20 protein-coding genes are annotated in these 17,488 nt (G+C 72.6%); 15 read left to right on the top strand and 5 right to left on the bottom strand.

Translation table 11 applies throughout. The features are described 5' to 3' along the window. Positions 1–22: 22 nt before the first annotated feature. Genes KALB_RS39125 through KALB_RS39110 form a run of 4 tightly spaced genes read left to right on the top strand, consistent with a single transcriptional unit; the run spans position 23 to position 2,710 of the window. The gene (locus KALB_RS39125; protein ID WP_025361132.1) at positions 23–547 is read left to right on the top strand and encodes a PH domain-containing protein; all 525 of its coding nucleotides are present in this window, start codon (positions 23–25) and stop codon (positions 545–547) included. Further along, positions 544–1,485, top strand: coding sequence for a hydroxymethylglutaryl-CoA lyase (locus tag KALB_RS39120; protein WP_025361131.1), 942 nt, complete (start codon positions 544–546; stop codon positions 1,483–1,485). Before KALB_RS39125 ends, KALB_RS39120 begins: the two co-directional genes overlap by 4 nt. Further along, on the top strand, positions 1,482–2,072 hold the full coding sequence (locus KALB_RS39115) for a GNAT family N-acetyltransferase (protein WP_025361130.1): 591 nt from the start codon (positions 1,482–1,484) through the stop codon (positions 2,070–2,072). Before KALB_RS39120 ends, KALB_RS39115 begins: the two co-directional genes overlap by 4 nt. Beyond that, the gene (locus KALB_RS39110; RefSeq protein WP_025361129.1) at positions 2,069–2,710 is read left to right on the top strand and encodes an adenosylcobinamide amidohydrolase; all 642 of its coding nucleotides are present in this window, start codon (positions 2,069–2,071) and stop codon (positions 2,708–2,710) included. Before KALB_RS39115 ends, KALB_RS39110 begins: the two co-directional genes overlap by 4 nt. A 71-nt stretch (positions 2,711–2,781) precedes the next feature. Here KALB_RS39110 and KALB_RS39105 read toward each other — a convergent pair whose 3' ends face one another. Further along, entirely contained in the window at positions 2,782–3,231 is a 450-nt protein-coding gene (locus tag KALB_RS39105; protein WP_025361128.1) for a MaoC family dehydratase, read from the bottom strand. A 79-nt stretch (positions 3,232–3,310) separates the two neighbouring features. Between KALB_RS39105 and KALB_RS39100 the strand changes: the two genes are divergently transcribed. From KALB_RS39100 to KALB_RS39085, 4 genes are read left to right on the top strand one after another with little or no spacing between them, the layout of a single operon-like run. Continuing rightward, positions 3,311–3,757 (top strand): YbaB/EbfC family nucleoid-associated protein, encoded by a 447-nt coding sequence (locus tag KALB_RS39100; protein WP_025361127.1) that lies wholly within the window; start codon positions 3,311–3,313, stop codon positions 3,755–3,757. Further along, positions 3,754–4,071 carry a hypothetical protein gene (locus KALB_RS39095; RefSeq protein ID WP_025361126.1) on the top strand — a complete coding sequence of 106 codons (318 nt, stop codon included), beginning with the start codon at positions 3,754–3,756 and terminating at the stop codon, positions 4,069–4,071. The genes KALB_RS39100 and KALB_RS39095 overlap by 4 nt, the downstream gene beginning before the upstream one ends. A 13-nt stretch (positions 4,072–4,084) precedes the next feature. Continuing rightward, positions 4,085–6,337, top strand: coding sequence for a TNT domain-containing protein (locus KALB_RS49685; RefSeq protein WP_025361125.1), 2,253 nt, complete (start codon positions 4,085–4,087; stop codon positions 6,335–6,337). After that, the gene (locus KALB_RS39085; RefSeq protein WP_025361124.1) at positions 6,334–6,600 is read left to right on the top strand and encodes a hypothetical protein; all 267 of its coding nucleotides are present in this window, start codon (positions 6,334–6,336) and stop codon (positions 6,598–6,600) included. Before KALB_RS49685 ends, KALB_RS39085 begins: the two co-directional genes overlap by 4 nt. Positions 6,601–6,733: 133 nt before the next feature. Here the strand turns inward: KALB_RS39085 and hisN are convergent, their stop codons facing one another. Next, positions 6,734–7,516 (bottom strand): histidinol-phosphatase, encoded by a 783-nt coding sequence (hisN, locus tag KALB_RS39080; RefSeq protein WP_025361123.1) that lies wholly within the window; start codon positions 7,514–7,516, stop codon positions 6,734–6,736. A gap of 33 nt (positions 7,517–7,549) precedes the next feature. On the opposite strand from hisN, the gene KALB_RS39075 reads away from it, so the two are divergent. Then, positions 7,550–8,224, top strand: a complete 675-nt coding sequence (locus KALB_RS39075; RefSeq protein WP_025361122.1) for a response regulator transcription factor — start codon at positions 7,550–7,552, stop codon at positions 8,222–8,224. Positions 8,225–8,229: 5 nt separating this feature from the next. Continuing rightward, the gene (locus KALB_RS39070; protein WP_025361121.1) at positions 8,230–9,513 is read left to right on the top strand and encodes an ATP-binding protein; all 1,284 of its coding nucleotides are present in this window, start codon (positions 8,230–8,232) and stop codon (positions 9,511–9,513) included. Between the two features lie 343 nt (positions 9,514–9,856). Here the strand turns inward: KALB_RS39070 and KALB_RS39065 are convergent, their stop codons facing one another. From KALB_RS39065 to KALB_RS39055, 3 genes are all read right to left on the bottom strand, one after another. Further along, positions 9,857–10,378, bottom strand: a complete 522-nt coding sequence (locus tag KALB_RS39065; protein ID WP_025361120.1) for a GtrA family protein — start codon at positions 10,376–10,378, stop codon at positions 9,857–9,859. 102 nt (positions 10,379–10,480) lie between these two features. Further along, complete coding sequence (locus KALB_RS39060; protein ID WP_063750783.1) at positions 10,481–11,050, bottom strand: GtrA family protein; 570 nt, start codon at positions 11,048–11,050, stop codon at positions 10,481–10,483. Between the two features lie 83 nt (positions 11,051–11,133). Continuing rightward, positions 11,134–13,383, bottom strand: coding sequence for a sigma-70 family RNA polymerase sigma factor (locus tag KALB_RS39055; RefSeq protein WP_025361118.1), 2,250 nt, complete (start codon positions 13,381–13,383; stop codon positions 11,134–11,136). Between the two features lie 172 nt (positions 13,384–13,555). On the opposite strand from KALB_RS39055, the gene KALB_RS39050 reads away from it, so the two are divergent. From KALB_RS39050 to KALB_RS39030, 5 genes are all read left to right on the top strand, one after another. Next, positions 13,556–14,398, top strand: a complete 843-nt coding sequence (locus KALB_RS39050; protein WP_025361117.1) for a hypothetical protein — start codon at positions 13,556–13,558, stop codon at positions 14,396–14,398. Between the two features lie 121 nt (positions 14,399–14,519). Further along, a complete protein-coding gene (locus KALB_RS39045) occupies positions 14,520–14,906 on the top strand; it encodes a GntR family transcriptional regulator (RefSeq protein ID WP_025361116.1) in 387 nt (128 codons plus the stop codon). After that, positions 14,899–15,786, top strand: a complete 888-nt coding sequence (locus KALB_RS39040) for an ABC transporter ATP-binding protein (RefSeq protein ID WP_025361115.1) — start codon at positions 14,899–14,901, stop codon at positions 15,784–15,786. The genes KALB_RS39045 and KALB_RS39040 overlap by 8 nt, the downstream gene beginning before the upstream one ends. Further along, positions 15,783–16,553, top strand: coding sequence for an ABC-2 membrane transporter-related protein (locus tag KALB_RS39035; protein ID WP_025361114.1), 771 nt, complete (start codon positions 15,783–15,785; stop codon positions 16,551–16,553). Before KALB_RS39040 ends, KALB_RS39035 begins: the two co-directional genes overlap by 4 nt. Next, positions 16,554–17,486 (top strand): ABC-2 membrane transporter-related protein, encoded by a 933-nt coding sequence (locus tag KALB_RS39030; protein WP_025361113.1) that lies wholly within the window; start codon positions 16,554–16,556, stop codon positions 17,484–17,486. The last annotated feature ends 2 nt before the right edge of the window (positions 17,487–17,488 follow it).

Here is a 17,488-nt window from a genome sequence, read left to right as displayed (position 1 = left end):
GTGATCATCGGGAGGAATAGCCGTGGCCTACCCAGACGACCTGCTCGGCGAGGACGAGCGCGTCGTGATCCACAAGCACCCGCACTGGAAGATGCTGATCATCCCGGTGCTCGTGCTGTTGATCACCGCGGGGGCGGGGGCCTACCTCGCCTCGCTGGTCAGCAGCCAGTCCTGGCACCTGTTCGCGTGGATCGCGATCGGGGTCGTCGCCGCGATCATCATCATCTGGGTGGTGCTCAGCCCGCTCGTCCGCTGGCGCAGCACCCACTTCGTGATCACCACTCAGCGGGTGATGGTCCGTGAGGGTGTGCTGACCAGGACCGGGATCGACATCCCGCTGTCGCGGATCAACAGCGTGCAGTTCCGGCACGGCCTGATCGACCGCATCGTGGGCGCGGGCACGCTGATCGTGGAGTCGGCCTCCGACGAGCCGCTGGAGTTCGACGACATCCCCAACGTGGAGCGGGTGCACTCGCTGCTCTACCGGGAGATCAACGACGACCCGAACGACGACTTCCACCCCGGCCACAGCCGGAGCCACCGGTGAGTGCCCGCTCGGTCGGGCTGCCCAGCCGGGTGCCCGCACCCGGGCTGCCGGAGCGGGTGACCATCTGGGAGGTCGGCGCGCGCGACGGGCTGCAGAACGAGTCCGGGGTCGTGGACGTCGGCGTGAAGCTGGAGTTCCTGGACCGGCTGGCCGACGCGGGCCTTGGCGTGCTGGAGGCCACGAGTTTCGTGCACCCCAAGTGGGTGCCGCAGCTGGCCGACGCCGAGCAGCTGCTCGCCGGTCTGCGCCGCCGCGACGGGGTCAGCTACCCGGTGCTGGTGCCCAACGAGCGCGGCCTGGACCGCGCGCTGGCCGCTGGGGTCGAGCACATCGCGATCTTCGGCAGTGCCACGGAGACCTTCGCCAAGCGCAACCTCAACCGCACCCTGGACGAGCAGTTCGCCATGTTCGAGCCGGTGGCCGGGCGGGCCCGCGCCGAGGGCCTGGACGTGCGCGGCTACGTGTCCATGTGCTTCGGCGACCCCTGGGAGGGCTCGGTCGACCCGGCACAGGTCGTGTCGGTCGGCAAGCGGCTGCTGGACCTGGGCTGCTCGCAGCTGTCCCTGGGCGACACGATCGGCGTGGCCACCCCCGGGCAGGTCGAGGTGCTGCTCGCGGGCTTCACCGAGGCGGGCGTGGACCTCGGCCGGATCGCCGTGCACTTCCACGACACCTACGGCCAGGCCCTGTCCAACACGCTGGCCTCGCTGCGCTGCGGGGTGAGCACCGTGGACTCCTCGGCGGGTGGCCTCGGTGGCTGCCCGTACGCGGAGTCGGCCACCGGCAACCTGGCCACCGAGGACCTGGTGTGGATGCTGGACGGGCTGGGCGTCCAGCACGGGGTCGACCTGGCCGCGCTGGCCGCGACCAGCGCCTGGATGGCCGGGCAACTGGGCAGGCCCAGCCCCTCGCGGGTGGTCCGGGCCCTGACTGGATGAACGAGGCGGGCACCACCACGGTCGTCGAGCTGACCGAGCAGACCTGGCCGCGGCTGGCCGAGCTGTTCGGTCCCAACGGCGCGGCCGAGGGCTGCTGGTGCATGTGGTTCCGCCGCAGTGCCAAGGAGTTCCGCAGGCACAAGGGCGAACCCAACCGGGCCGCGCTGGGCGAGCTGGTCACCTCGGGGCAACCGGTCGGCCTGCTCGCGCTGGACGAGGACGGGACCGCCGTGGGCTGGGTCGCGGTGGCGCCCCGACTCGACCACGTGCGGCTGGACCGCTCGGCCGTGGCCGCACCGCCCGACCCGCGCGAGGACCTGTCCCAGGTGTGGTCGGTGACGTGCTTTTTCGTGCACCGCAAGGCAAGGGGCAGCGGGGTGACCAGGACGCTGCTGTCCGCCGCGGTGGACTACGCGGCTCGCAGCGGTGCGCTCTGCGTGGAGGGCTACCCCACCGACACCGAGGGTGAGCGCAAGGACTCCGGCACGCTCTACCACGGCACGCTGACGATGTTCCTCGACGCGGGCTTCGAACTCGTTGGCAGGCGGGGGATCCGGCGCGCGCTGGTGCGCAAGGCGTTGCGGTGAAACGGTTCGAGACGCACTGGGTTGAGGGCTACCCGGTGCTCGCCTGGCAGGCCGACCGCCCGTGGCTGGCGATCTCCTCGGCGGCGCACGGCGGCGGCATCGGCGAACGGGACTGGGTGCTCAACGCCACCGTGTGCACCGGCTACGACCGGGACGACCCGGACCGGCACGTGGCCGAGCTCGCCGCGGCGGTCGGGCTCACCGGTACGGGGACCGGCCTGCTCACCGCGGTGGACGTGCGGCACGTGGTCGCCGTGTCCGACAGCGGGGTGCACGCCGCCGTGACCACCGGGGTCGGCGCGCACCCGACCTGGGCCTCCACCCCCGAGGCGGCGCCGGACCGGGTGCCCGCGGGCACGATCAACACCGTGTGCTGGTGCCCGGTGCGACTGTCCGAGGGGGCGCTGGTCAACGCCGTGGCCACGGTCACCGAGGCCAAGACCCAGGCACTGGTCGAGGCCGGTGTGCCGGGCACGGGGACCTGCACGGACGCCGTGGTGTTGCTCTGCCCGACCAGCGGGCCCGCCGAGCAGTACGGCGGGCCGCGCTCACGTGTCGGGTCGGCACTGGCCAGGGCCGTGCACCGGGCGGTGGCCGCCGGACTGCTCGTGCCCGGCGCCCGCTTCACCGGCCGCTAATCCACAGTGGACGGCCCGCCCACATGTCATGAAAGTGCCGTATGCGACATCAGATGTCGCATACGGCACTTTCATGACACGGCGTCCCGGCTGCTGAACATGCCGGTGAAGGTGCAGCGCAGCACCAGCTGGCCGTCGTGCCGGTGCGCGGTGCCCCTGATGTCCACCAGGCCAAGGCCCGGCCTGGTTCGGGAGAGCCGGGCCTTCTCCACTTCCAACGCGAAGCTGAGGGTGTCTCCGGGGAACACCGGGGCGGGCCAGGACATCTCGCGCCCGCCCGGCGAGCCCTGGGAGGTCGAGTCGGCGAGCACGTGGTCCACGTAGGCGCGCATCCACAGGCCCATGGTGAACCAGCCGGAGGCGCACAGGCCGCCGAGCACGGACCGCTTGCCCGCCTCCTCGTCCAGGTGGAAGGGCTGCGGGTCGAAGCGCTGCGCGAAGGCCAGCATCTCGTCGCGGTCCACGGTCGTGCTGCCCAGGTCGATCACGCGCCCGGCGGGGAGGTCCTCGTAGGAGATCACGCTCCATATTCTCCGATCACCGGGGAACCGGCACGCTGTGCCGTGCGTCCCAGCTCTCATCCGAACAGCGGAGGTGGCGGTGGCCCACGACCACCAGGCCGAGGTGGACCAGCTCGTCGCCGAGTACCGGCGCAGCAGAGAGCAGCTGGTCGCCGTGCAGCGCGCGCTCGCGGCCGTCACCGAGTCCGCGAGCAGCGAGGACGAGCTGGTCACGGTCACCGTCGGGGCCTCCGGCACGATCACCGGGTTGGAGATCGCGGACGGGGCGTACCGCAGGTACCGGCCCGTCGAGCTGGCCGAGCTGATCGTGCGCACCACCCAGGTCGCGGTGGCCAGGGCCGCGCGGTGCACGCACCGGGAACTGGCCGCGGTGTTACCCGCCGACGCCGATCCGGACGCAGTCCTCAAGGGACGCGCCGATCTGACCGACACCGAGATCGACCCGTCGCCGGTGGCCCCGCCGCCCGGCCGCGAGGACGACAGCTTCGAGCACCTGAACTGGGTCAGCGACGGGAGGCCGACATGACCGGAACCGGCGGCTTCAGCAGCGACGTCGAGCGCGTGCTGGACCGGGCCGGCCAGCTCGACGGGCTGGCCGGCACCGCGGGCACGATCGCCCAGGAACTGACCAGCGCGTTGCGGGCGACCGAGCGCTGCTGGGGCACCGACGAGGTGGGCACCAGCTTCGCGGCGGGGCACGTCAAGGCCGCCGAGGACACGCTGGCGATCGTCAGGGCGCTGCCGGGGCAGCTCGCCGAAGTGGGCGCGAAGCTGACCCGCACCGCGCACATCCACGGCGGCGTCGACCAGGAGATCGCCACCGGTCTGCCGAGGACCTAGGGGGAACACACGGATGGGTATCGCCCTGCCAACCGAGTTGGCCGGTGTCGCGGCCAAGGTGGGCGTCCAGTGGCCGCAGGCCGACGAGACCGCCATGCACACCGCCGCGCAGGCCTGGCGCGAGGCCGCCGCCAAGATCAGCACGCTGGCCCGTGACGCGGACACCACCGCGGGCCAGGCACTGGACGCGATGACCGGTCAGGCCGCCGACGCCGCCAAGACGTACTGGGGCAGGTTCGTGCACGCCGAGAACGGCCACTTCACCGCGGCCGTCAAGGGTTGCCTGGAGGCCGCCGACCGGTTGGAGCAGGCCGCCGACAAGATCGCCTCGGCCAAGGTGCGGATCACCGCGAAGCTGAGCTCGCTGGCGAGGTCCACCGACCTGTCCGGGGTGCTCGGTGGCACGGCCAAGGCCTCGGACGACCACCTGCTCTCCGGGGCCGCGCTGGACATCAACGGCATCCTCGGCGACCTCACCGAGTCGGTGAACCTCAAGGGCCAGTCCGTGCAGGTCGACCCCGCGCACCCCGCCACCACCGACGGCCCGCTCGACGTGCACGGCCCGAAGGGCGGCCTGCTCGGCCTCGCCGCCGGGCTGCCCGGGGTGGACGACCTGCTCACCCCGCAGGACGGCGAGCACAAGGCCACCGACCCGGTGTGGGACCCGGAGCTCAAGCAGTACGTGGACCCGGTGACCAAGCAGCCGCTGAGCCCCACCACGGCACCACCGGGCACGGACCCGGCCGGGGCCTCGCCAGTGCCCGGTCTGTCGGGGGCGGTGCCTGGCGGCGTCGTGCCCGAGGTGACGAAGACCGTCGGCCTGCCCGATCCCGCCGCGGTCGTGCACCCCGCTGTGGACAACTCGGCCGAGGTCACCGGCCCGGTGCCCCGCCACGTCGTGAACGCTGCCTCGGGCGGTGCACCCAGCCACGTCGACCCGCCGACCGGACCGATCCCCGTGCAGCACGGCGGCGGCTACGCCAAGCCGGACTACGGGGACCCGAACCCGCCGACCGGTCCGATCCACCTGCCCGTGCAGGGCACCAGCGTGCAGGCCGCCGCGGCCCCGGTGCTGCCGCCCCCAGTCGCCAGCGCGCCCGCGGTCGGCGGCTACCAACCGCCGCCCGCCCAGCCCGTTGCGCCCACCTACTGGTCGGCCGACCACACCTCGGCGCCCGGCGGTTACGGCCCCGGCGCCCTTGGCGGCGCTGCTCCTGGCGCGGTCCCACCCGGTGGCGCCGTGTCCGGCGGCTCGGTGCCTGGTGGTGCCGCACCTGGCGGTGCCGCGCCTGGTGCCGCTGCCGGTTCCGGGGTGCTTGGCGGTGCTGCTCCTGGCGGTGGTGCTGCCTCCGGCGGTGGTGCCGCGCCTGGTGGTGCTGCTCCTGGCGGTGGTGCAGCCCTTGGCGGTGCCGCGCCACGCGTGCAGCCCGGCGTCGCCGGAGTCGTCGCTGGTGTGGGTAGTGCCCCCGGCGTGCAAGCCGGTGCCGTCGCACCGAGCGCCGAGGCCCGGCGCGGACCGCTCGCCGACGGGGCGCTCACCGGGGTTGCCCCCGACCAGGTGGCCAAGCCGGTCCCCGCTCCCCGGCCCGTCAAGCCGGTGCTGCGCCCGGAGGACTCGCCCGCGCTGTTCCTCGCCTACCTGTTCCCGATCGGGCACATGCCGGTGCCCAGTTCGCGGCCCGCCCGCCAGCTGCCGCTGCCGGAACAGCACGTGGACTTCGCCCCCGGCCTGCGTTTCCCGCCGCACGACCACCCCGACTCGGGGTTGATCACCGACGAGCGCGCGCAGGGCCCCGTGGTGCTGCCCGAGCCCAAGTCCGCGCAGGACGCCGAGGTGCAGGCCCTTGCCGTGGACCACGACCCGCTCGGCGGTGAGCACGAACGTGACTGGGAGCGCCGGTTCCTGGTCCGTGAGGGTGGCGAGAGCCAGGACACCGAGTACTCGTGGCCGCCGGGGGAGCTGTTTCCCGAGGGCGGCTGCGACGCGGGCGAGGCCGTCATCCTGGAACCCGGCACCGTGATCGACCGCTTCGGTGACGCCGAGGGCCGGGTCTTCGCGCCGGAGGGCACGCCCTTCGCCCAGCGCTCGCTGCCGCCGGGGCACCTGGACGCGGGCTACCAGCGCTACCGGGTCACCGGCCGGCTGCCGGTGTGGCGCACGCTGAGCGCACCGTGGTTCGGCCAGCCCGGGGGCGGCCGGCGCTACCGCGCGGTCTACCCGGCCGCCGACCTGATCGCCATGGGATACCTGGAGGCAGTGTCATGAACGCCGAGTCGGTCGCGACCTGGCTGGAGACCGTCGGCGTGCCCACCGAACTGGTGTCGGTGGGTGCCGAGGCGGACAACGCGTGGTGCCTGCTCCCCGAGGAGGACGGGGCCAGCTGGGAGGTGTTCTGGCGCGAGCAGGGCAACCGCTACGACTGGGCCAGGTTCAGCAACGAGCAGGTGGCCTGCCACTACCTGTTCGGGCGGCTGACCTGGGCCCAGGTCGCGCGCGGTGCCGTGGGGGTACTGCCGACCGGCGACTGAGTTGTGCACAGGCGCCGAGTTGTGCACATGTGGATCTTGAGCAAGATCAGGTGTCGGGGGTGGGCGGTAGACTGGTGTCGGGGTCGCCCCCCTGGGAGTGGCGGGGGATGCTCATGGGTAGATGAAGCGCGTTCTACCTCGTGAGCAGGGACAGTGCGGGCTCGTGCAGCACGCCGTTGGAGGTCAGCACGGAGCCGCCCTCGTAGGTGGGCTTGCCGGTCAGGTCGGTGAACCGGCCACCGGCCTCCTCGACCAGGATCTGCACCGAGGCCACGTCCCACGGGTTCACGATCGCCTCGGCGGCCAGGTCGATGGCGCCCTCGGCCACCAGGCAGTGCTGCCAGAAGTCGCCGAACGCGCGGTTCTCCCAGCAGGCGTCGACCAGCCGCAGGTAGGCCTCGCGCGAGTGGTGCTCCACCCACGAGCCGAGGTGCGTCGTGGACAGGTAGGCGTCGGACAGGTCCGACACGCCCGAGACGGAGATCGCCCGTGACTGCCCGTTCAGGTCGGTGGTCCACGCACCGGTACCGGCGGCGGCCCACCAGCGGCGGCCCATGGCGGGCGCGCTGATCACGCCAGTGGTCGGCTTGCCGTCCACGACCAGGGCGATGAGCGTGGCCCACGCGGGCACCCCGCGCAGGAAGTTCTTCGTGCCGTCGATCGGGTCGAGCACCCAGGCACGCCCGGCACCGGCCTGCCCGCCGCGCTCCTCGCCGAGCACGGCGTCCTGCGGGCGTTCCCGCGCCAGCAGCGCGCGCACCGCGTCCTCGACCGCCACGTCGGCGTCGGTGACCGGTGTGCGGTCCGGCTTGCGCTCCACGACGAGGTCGCGGGCCCGGAATCGTGACAGCGTTATGGCGTCAGCGGCGTCAGCCAGCCGCAACGCGAGATCCAAGTCGGCACCATTGGTTGACACGGGTTCGATGTTGTCACGCCTACGCTGTGCCTCGTGAGCGTGGTACTGCTGGCCGAAGACGACCCGGCTATCGCCGATCCGCTGTCGCGTGCCCTCGTCCGCGAGGGGTACTCGGTGCACGTGGTCGGTGACGGACCGGCGGCACTGGAGGCGGCTTCGGCGGGAGGCGTCGACCTGCTGGTGCTCGACCTGGGACTGCCCGGCATGGACGGCTTGGAGGTGTGCCGCAGGCTGCGGGCGGGCGGCCGGGGCGTGCCCGTGCTGATGCTGACCGCCCGGGCCGACGAGGTCGACTTCGTGGTGGGCCTGGACGCGGGCGCCGACGACTACGTGGCCAAGCCGTTCCGGCTGGCCGAGTTGCTGGCCAGGATCCGGGCGCTGCTGCGCCGCAGGGCGCCGGGCACGGTGGAGTCCAACGGGGTGCGCATGGACCTGGCGGCCCGCAGGGTCACCGTGGACGGGCGCGAGCTGCAACTGGCCAACAAGGAGTTCGAGCTGCTGCGGGTGCTCATGCAGCACGCGGGCCAGGTCGTGACCAGGGAGGACATCCTGTCCGAGGTCTGGAGCGGGCCCGAGCTCAAGAGCAGCAAGACCCTGGACATGCACATGTCCTGGCTGCGCCGCAAGCTCGGTGACGGCACCATGCGCTCGGTGGAACGGCGCATCGCCACCGTGCGCGGGGTCGGCTTCCGCTTCAACTCCGAGTAGCCCGGGTGCGCAAGCGGATCCTGCAGGCCATCCTGCTCGCCGTGGCGGTGACCGGGTTCGCGCTCGGTGTGCCACTCGGCGTCACCACCGTGCTGCTGGTCCAGACCTACAGCACCACCACCCTCCAACAGCTCGCCGAGAACATCGCCACGCGGCTGGTCGAGCAGCAGGCCCAGCGCGGGTCGATCGACCTGGACTCGGTCCGGGTCGCCGTGCCCTCGGACGGCCTGCTGCGGGTCAGCCTGCCCGGCAAGGCCGACCAGACCATCGGCACCGACCCCGGCCCCGACCCGCTGCGCACGGATGCCATCCTGCTGCCCGCCGGGTCGGTGGAGCTGTCGATCCCCTCCGGGCCGACCCGTACCAAGCAGTTCGGCGTGGCCGGGTTCGTGCTGCTGCTGATGGTGCTCTCGGTGAGCATCGGCATGGTCGTCGCCACGGTCACCGCACGGCGGCTCGCCGAGCCGTTGCAGGACGTGGCCGAGCGGGCGGGACGGCTCGGTGCGGGCGACTTCCGCCCTGACCCGCGCAGGCACGGGGTCTCCGAGCTGGACAAGCTCGCCGAGGTGCTGGACACCTCCGCCTCGGCGCTGGCCCAGCTGGTGACTCGTGAGCGCGAGCTGGTCGGCGACGTGTCACACCAACTGCGCAGCAGGCTCACGGCCCTGCAACTGAGACTCGAGTCTCTGGCCACGCACCCCGACCCCGAGACCTCGGCCGAGGCGGGCGAGGCGCTGGAACAGTGCGACCGGCTCGCCCACACGCTGGAGGAGCTGCTGGCCGCGGCCCGTGCCGCCCGTGCCTCGGGCGCCGAGCCGATCGACCTGGCCGAGCAGCTGCCGACGATGGCCGAGGAGTGGCGGACCCTGCTGCGAGCCGAGGGCAGGGCGCTGCGCGTCAAGGTGCCGGACGGCCTGGTGGTGCGAGCCACGCCCGCACGCCTGCGTGAGGCGATCGGTGTGCTGCTGGACAACGCCCTACAACACGGCGGCGGCGCCGTGTTGCTGGCCGCCCGCGCGAGCGAGGGCGGCACTGCGGTGATCGAGGTCAGTGACAGCGGACCCGGTGTGCCGGACGAGCTGACCGGGCACATCTTCGAACGCGGCGTGTCCGGTCACGGCTCGACCGGTGTGGGCCTGGCCCTGGCCAGGGCGCTGGTCGACGCCGACGGCGGTCGCATGGAACTGGCGACGGCCAAGCCCGCGACCTTCGCGCTGTTCCTGCCCGTGTCCAGGACCGACGACGCGCTGACCGGTGTCGGCTGGCGCACCGACGGCGGCCCGCGCTGACCACCGGCATACCCCGTCCAGCCACCGGCGTGTCCCGCTCACCCGCACGCGAGTCCCGCCCACAGGGGCGCGAGTCCCGCTCACTGGACGACGAGTCCCGTTCAGCAGGCGAGCGAGGACGCCGGTGAAACGGGGCACGCATGCCTGATCAGCGGGACTCGTGTGCTCCTGGGCGGGACTCGGCTGCTGGAGAGCGGGACTGGCGTGCACCTGGCCGGGACTCGCGTGCCACAGAGCGGGACTCGCGCGCGCCAGAGCGGGACTCGCCGTACCGGGGGCGCCGACACGCCGTACCGGGGGCGCCGACACGCGGTGCTGGGGCGCCGACACGAGGTGGGGTGGGTTAGTCCTCGTCCTCGGTGGTGACGAGGCGGGGGCGGGCGTTGGCGTCGGGGAAGACGAACTTCTTGAACGCCCACCAGCGGAAGCCCATAGCCAGCAGGGTGCCGATGATCTGGGCGCTGACGAAGTCGGCGACCTGCACCCCGAACGGGCTGAGGTGGTTGTAGTCCAGCTGCAACCCGTAGCGGGAGATCCACAGCGGTACCGAGTTCAGGCCCACGCCGATGCCGCTGACCAGGAAGAACAGCGCCGCCTCGTGCGGGCGTTCCCGGCCGCCCCTGGTGCGGAAGGACCACTCGCGGTTGAGGATGTACGACACGATCGTCGCGATCAACGTCGCGATGATCTTCGCGGTGACGGGGTGCGTCGTCAGGATCGTCGACTTCAGGCCGAGGAAGAGTGCCGTGTCGATGACGAAGCAGGTGCCACCGACCACCGCGAACTTCACCAGCTCGCGGTGTTTGTACGCGAAGGACCGGAAGGGCTCCGGCACGCGTTTGAGTACGGTTTCTCCTACGGACACCCTGGCGAGTGTAGGGACCGGATCCCCTGTTTGGCTCAGTATCACGCCGAGCGGGTGAGCCGCGCGGCGGGATGTTGCCTCTGCTGACCTCGCGGAAGCGGGTCAGGCAACCTGCTCGGAGTGACCATCGTCACTACCGGGCTGGGCCGAGGGCAGGTGGGCGACGCTGCCCGAGCGCTCGGGGCGCACGTCGGCGGCGGGGAAGACGAACTTCTTGAACGCCCACCAGCGGAAGATCATCGCCACGGCGGTGCCGATGATCGAGCCGAAGACGAAGTCGGAGACCTTCTCGGCCATCAGGCTGATCGCCGGGGTCTGCAGGCCGAACAGGTAGCGGGAGATCATCGTGGGGACCAGGTTGAGCCCCACCCCGATCGCGCTGACCAGGAAGAACAGGGCCGCCTCGTGGTGACCCTCCCGGCCGCCGCGGGTCTGGAAGGACCACTCGCGGGACAGCACGTAGGACACGATCGTGGCGACGATGATGCCGATCGCCTGTGCGGTGATGGGCTTGGTGTCGAGCACGGTCAGTTGCAGGCCGAACCACACCAGGTTCGTGATGGCGAAGCAGGTGCCGCCCACGACGGCGAAGCGCACGAGCTCGCGGTGCTTGATGATCAGGGAGCGCAGTGGCGCCGGAACACGGGCGAGCACGGTATGCACGACTGACACTCAGGCAGTCTACGGAGCGGCTGCGGAGGTGGTTCAACCGGTCACCGCGAGTGTCCGATTGGGCCTGTTTCAGGGAAAAGCGCTCAGCAGAACGGCCAGAACGGGTTCAGCAGCGGCACGCACCACGGGTCGCGCTCACGCGGGGTCGGCGTCCTCGAGGGTGACGGCGTGGGCGTCGTCGTCGGCGTGGGTGTGGGTGTGGGCGTGGTGGTGTGCGTGCTGGGCGCGGTCGTGCGGGGCGGCGTCGAGGTGGGCGGCACCGGCGGGGCCAGGGGCGAGGACGGGGTCGGCGGCACGGCGGTGGTGGTCGGCCCGGGGGTGTGCGTCGGGCCGGGCGGGCTCGTGGGGCCGGGGGTCACAGTGGGGCCGTGCGTGGGCGTGGGCGGCACCGGCGGGGCCGGGGGCGAGGGCGGGGTGATCCCGCCGGGGTCGCAGTCCACCGGCACGTCGAGCACCTTGTGCGCGGTGCCCAGCGAGGCCGAGACCTGCACCACGTCCTCGCGGCCCCACCAGCGGAACACCCAGGCGCTGAGCCGCTTCGACTCGCCCTGCGCCAACTCGAACTCGCAGACGATCTCCAGCCCGGTCTGGTGGCACGGGGCGAAGGTGAACAGCCAGCCCTCGCGCGGGGCGTCCAGGGTGAGGGTGACCGTGCCCGCGTGCGAACTGCGGTTGGTCACCAGCACGTCCAGCCTCGGCAGCCAGAAGTCGTGCCGCCACACGCTCGCGCTCAGGTCGAGCTCGTCGACCTGGCTGACCTGGACCTGCACGGTGCCCAGACTGATCGACACCGCACTGCCCGCACTGATGGTGCCGGTGATCTGCCCGCCCTTGGCGTCCGGGCTCGCCTTGAGCTGGAAGGAGAAGGTCACCGACTGGCCGGGGGCCAGCCCGGTGGTCGTGGTGCAGCTGATCGTGCCGGTGCCGCCGGTGCACCGCACCTCCTGGGCCGCCACGGGTTCCAGGCTGAGCATGCGCGGCGGGGCCATGCTTTGGGCGCGGGAGGTCTTCGTCAGCTGGGCCGTGACGCCCTCGGGCAGGTTCAGCGCCGCGGTCACCGGGTCGGACGGGCCGTCCCCGGAGTTGCGCACGGTCACCGGCAGCTCCACGGCGGGCCCACCGGGCACCAGGTTGATCGGGGTGGTCGGCACGCTGGGCACCAGCGCCGCCTTGGCCGGTGGCGGTGCCGGTGGCGGGGTGCTGGTCGGCGGTGCCGGTGGGGCGGTCGTGGTCGTGGTGGGCGGGGTGGTCGGTGGGGTCGTGGGCGGCACCGGGGGCACGCTCTGCGTGGGCGGCGGCTGCGTCGGCGCGGGCGCCGTGCTCACCACGGGGGGCGGTGCGGGCTGGGCCGCTGCCGGGGGCGGGGAGGCCTGCCCCGAGGTCAGGGCCACGGCGATGGCCGCGGCCAGGGCCGCCGAGGAGGCGGCGACACCCATCAGCTGGCGGGGCAGCCCGCTGGCGGCACCCGCCGCGCCGCCCGCACCCGCCGCCGAGCCCGCGGCGACCACGGTGGCGGCCTTCGCGGTGCCCGCACCGATCGCGGCGAGGTAGCCCGCCGCGCCGACGCCCAGCACCAGCGGGGCGACCAGGGCGCGCAGGGCGCCGTTGACGTCGGCCAGTTCGGCGGCCAGCGCGCGGCACTGCTCGCACTCGTCCAGGTGCGCCTCGACCTGCGCGGTCTCCCGCTTGGACAGCCCGCCGCGGGTCCAGGCGCCGAGCCGGTCCACGGTGGCCCGGCAGCGGTCGGCGGAGCTCTCCGCCAGGTGCACCTGAAGGTATGCCTGGCGCAGGCCCTCGCGGGCCCGGTAGGCCAGCGCGGACACGCCGTTGGCGGTCAGCCCCAGCAGCGGGGCGACCTCGGCGGGGGACTGGCCCTCGATCTCGGTGTGCCACAGCACCGCCTGCCAGCGCTCGGGCAGCCGGGCGAAGGCCTTCGCGGCCAGCGAGCGCTCCAGCCCGGACACGGCGGTGTCGCTGAACGGCACGCTCACCGACTCCGGGCTGGCCACCGTGCTGACGTCCTCGGCCAGTTCCAGCTTGCGGTCCCGGCGGGTCTTGTCGTACGCGGTGTGCCGCAGTGCGGTCAGCAGGTAGGCGCGGAAGGCGGTGTCCGGTCCGCGCCCGGCGCGCAGCGTGTCCAGCACCTTGGCGAACGCCTCGGCGACCAGGTCGTCGGCCTCGGCGGTGGACCGGGTGAGCTGGCGGGCCAGGTTGTAGGCGGCCGAGACGTGCCGTTCGTAGAGCGATCCGTACGCCTGGGTGTCCCCGGAACGGACGGAGTCGATCAGCTCGGCGTCACTGGGACCAGGGACGTCCAGGGGGGCCGTTGCCACTGGTCACTCCTCTCGCGCACCCGCCTAGCTCGCACAGTGTGGCGGAAGGGGTGGGTGCAGTCACGCCAGCTACCACATTGGGTGAGCCGAATGCCGTCACGACCCGACTCGCCGCGCGTCACTTGTTCGGGGCGGCACGAGTACCCGACCGGACCAGAGAGGAGCGCCGCACGTGGGCGTTCGCAAGGCCGAAGACCTGATGGGTGGGTCTAACGTGAGCGCGGGGCCACCGCTGATCGGCCGACAGCTGTGTGCGGAGGGTGTGCACCTGCTGCGGTCCCGCTGGCGCTCGGCGAGCCTGGCCTCGGGCTGGCCGTTCCCCAGCGACTGGGCGCTGGACGAGGTGGACGCGGTCTGCGTGGCGGCTGTCTCCGGCGAGGACCTGGCCGGGGTCGTCGCCGGGCTGGGCAGGGCGCGGGCCCGCGCCGGGGCCGGTCTGGACGAGACCCTGCTCGACCTGGCCGCGCTGCACGCCGTGCTCACCTCACCCGCCCCGCACGACGGGCTGTTCTCCGCCGACCCGGACGCCACCCCGTCCCGGCTGATCAGGGCGACCGCGATCGGCTGGGCCGACGTGGCCTCGGACCTGGTCGGCGCCAGCGAGGTGCTGGACGCGATGACCGGCATGACCACCGCCGCCTACCTGCGTACCCGGCTGACCGAGGTGTACCGGGCCGAGGCCGCCGCACGGCACGTGCTGCTGGTGGCCGCGCTGGACCTGTCGCAGGCCGAGGGCTGGACCCGCCCGGTGGCGATGGTGCTGATGGGCGACGTGCTGCGCGAGGTGTTCCCCGGCGGGGAGACCGTCTCGCTGATCGGCCCGTCCACGGCCGCGGTGTTGCTGGCCCGCGACGAACTGCTGATCACCCGCATGGCCAGGGTGCGCTGGCAGTTGGCCCAGCGGTTGTCGGTCGACCGGGAGCTGCACGGGGTCGGCACGGCCGAGGTCTGGCCGGAAGCCTTGCCGGACAACCACTCCCGAGCCTGCGAGCTGCTCGCACACCTCGCGGGCTGAGCACCCCCGAAGACTTCGTGCGGTCGGGCACACCTCCCTGTCGTGCCCGACCGCACGTTGCTGTGCGCACGTGTGCTGGTCTGCTAGTGTCTTAGTTGACTAGAACAATTTGGAGGTGTGCATGGTCGAGTTCCGGGTGGACCGCGGCGGCGGCCTCCCCGCGTACCTGCAGCTCGTGCAGCAGGCCCGGGAGGCGCTGAGACTGGGCTGGCTCAGACCGGGGGACAAGCTGCCCACGGTGCGCGAGGTCGTCGCGACCAGCGGGGTCAACCCGAACACCGTGCTCAAGGCCTACCGCGAGCTGGAGTTCGCCGGGCTGGTCGAGGCCAGGCAGGGCGCGGGCACGTTCGTCAAGGCCGCACTGGGCTCCGTCGAGCCCGAGGTGATGGCCGAACTGCGGGAACAGCTCGGGGACTGGGTGCGCACAGCGCGCACCGCCGGGCTGGAGGACGAGGACATCCACGCCCTGGTCGGCGTGGTGCTCACTGGGGAGAACAACAATGGGTGACCAGGCCGAAGACCTGCTCGCAGGGTCGAGCACCAGTACTGCCGTCACGGTGGAACGGCTGGCCAAGCGGTACCGGGGCGGGGTCTGGGCGCTGGACGACTGCACCCTGTCCGTGCCGAGCGGCCGGGTCGCCGCGCTGGTCGGCATGAACGGTGCGGGCAAGACCACGCTGCTCAGCATCATGGCCGGGCTGCTGCGGCCCACCTCCGGCGAGGTGCGGCTGCGCGAGGGCGGTGAACGGGTCTCGCTGGTGGCGCAGGACCGCCCGCTGTACCGGTCCTTCACCCCGGCCGAGATGCTCATGGCGGGGCGCCAGCTCAACGAGGTCTGGGACCAGGAACGGGCCGTGCGCTGGCTGCGCCGGTTCGACATCCCGCTGGACCGGCCCTGCGGCAAGCTGTCCGGCGGGCAGCAGGCGCAGGTCAGCTTCGCGGTGGCGCTGGGCGCGCGGCCCTCCCTGCTGCTGCTGGACGAGCCGCTGGCCAACCTCGACCCGCTGGCGCGGCGGGAGGTCACCAGGGAGCTGCTCGCCGAGGTGGTCGACGGGGACATGACGGTGCTGATGTCCACGCACGTGATCGCCGAACTGGTCGGTGTCGCCGACTACCTGCTGCTGCTGGCCCGGGGCCGCCTGCTGCTGGACGGCGACGTGGACGAACTGCTCGCCGCGCACCGCCACTACTCGGGGCCGCGCGCCCAGGCGCCGCTGTTGTTCGGTGAGGTGGTGCAGGCCAAGCACGTCGGCAGCACCTCCACATACCTGGTTCGAGCGGACCCCGAACATCCGCCCGTGGTCGAGGAGCCGTGGACAGTGCGCCCGGCCACTCTGGAGGACCTGGTCGTGGCCCACCTGGAGAGCTCGCGGGCGGTGGCGGCATGAACCTGGCACTGGCTCAACTCACCTGGCGCCAGCACCGCGCCGTGCTGATCACCGGCCTGGCCTGGACCCTGCTGGTCTCGGGCTGCCTGCTGGCGATCAGCGACACCTCCTCGCTCGCGGGTCCGGTGGAGACCGTGACGATCGGTGGCCCGACCGTGCTGACCCTGTTGGTGGGGCTGTTCCTGGCCGCACCACTGCTGCCCCGCGAGTACGAGCAGGGCACGTACGTGTTCGCCTGGGGCCAGGACGTGACCGCCTCGCGGTGGCTGCGGCTCAAGGTCGGCTACCTGCTCAGCGCCGTCCTGCTGATGAGCGTACTGATCAGCGTGCTGCGCGACCTGCGTGCCAGCCCGGTTTCCCGCCCGTTCAGCATGCCCATGTTCGAGGGGTTCGCGCCGGTGCAGGTGGCCTACGTGGCGTTCGCCTTCGCGCTCGGGCTCGCGCTCGGCGCGCTGACCAGGCGCACCCTGCTCGCGATGGGCCTGACCCTGGTCGGCTTCCTGGTGGTCCGCGCCTTCGTGGCGGCCGTGTGTCGGCGCTTCTACCTGCCGCCGCTGCACGCGGCGAACCTGGAGGTCATGCCGCGTGACTCCACCGCGGTCGGCGTCCAGTTCGGGGCCGGGCCGCACGGCATCGCCGGGGTGGACTACCAGCCCAACGACCGGGTGCCCAGCTTCCAGTGGATCGAGACCGGCCTGTTCCTGACCCTGGCCGCCGGACTGCTCGTGCTTGCCTGGTGGCTGGTGCGGCGCAGGGAGGTGCGCTGAATGCTCTGGCTGACCTGGCGCCAGCACCGCGTCGCGGTCATCGGCACCGCGCTCGGCTTCCTGGCGTTGTCGATCTACCTGCTCAACTGCTCCGGCCAGGTCGGTGAGGTGGTCGACTCCTGCGCCCAGCACGACTGCCAGGCAGGTCCCGGCTTCGCCCTCACCGAGCTGCTGGCCGCACTGCGCTCGGTGCTGTGGGTGATCGCCCCCGGGCTCGCCGCGCTGATCGGCGTGTTCTGGGGCGCGCCGCTGGTGGCCCGCGAGTTCGAGCAGCGCACGCACCAGTTCGCCTGGACCCAGGACCGCCCCGCCACCAGGTGGCTGGGCGCCAAGACCGCGTGGCTGGGCGGTGCGGCCGTGCTGCTGACCGGGCTGACGGGGCTGGCCGCCCAGCCGCTGCTGCACCGCCTCGACCAGGTGGACGCGGGCGGTAGCGGCCTGCACCCGGCGCCCACGGCCTGGGCGCCGATGCTGGTCGCCCTCGCCGTGTTCGGGTTCGCGCTGGGCGTGGCAGCGGGCGCGCTGGTGCGGCGCACGTTGCCCGCGATGGCGATCACCGCGGTCGGCTTCCTGGGGGCCTACGCCGCGACGATGCGGCTGCGGCTGTCCTGGCTGCCGCCCGAACGGCACCTGTTCTCGCCCGCGACGGCCGCCCCTGACCTCGCTGTGCTGCCCCGAGGCAGCGAGGTCGTCGAGACGGGCTACCTCGACGCCGCCGGGACACCCAAGCGGCTGACCGAGGTGTGCTTCTACTCCGCGGCTCCCGAGGACTGCCTGCCACAGCACGGGATCCCCCACTCCTATGTGGACTACCAGCCGCCGGACCGGGTCCTGCTGGTCGAACTGGTGGGGGCGGGCGTGCTGCTGGTGCTGGCCGCGGGGCTGTTCGCGCTGGCCTGGTACCTGGTGCGGAGGTCGGTGCAGGTAGGCTGACC

The organism is Kutzneria viridogrisea DSM 43870 (assembly GCF_000525635.1).
In the GTDB taxonomy this organism is placed as follows: Bacteria; Actinomycetota; Actinomycetes; order Mycobacteriales; family Pseudonocardiaceae; genus Kutzneria; species Kutzneria viridogrisea.
The sequence above is the reverse complement of the archived record's forward strand: the minus strand, read 5'-3'. Positions and strand labels throughout refer to the sequence as shown.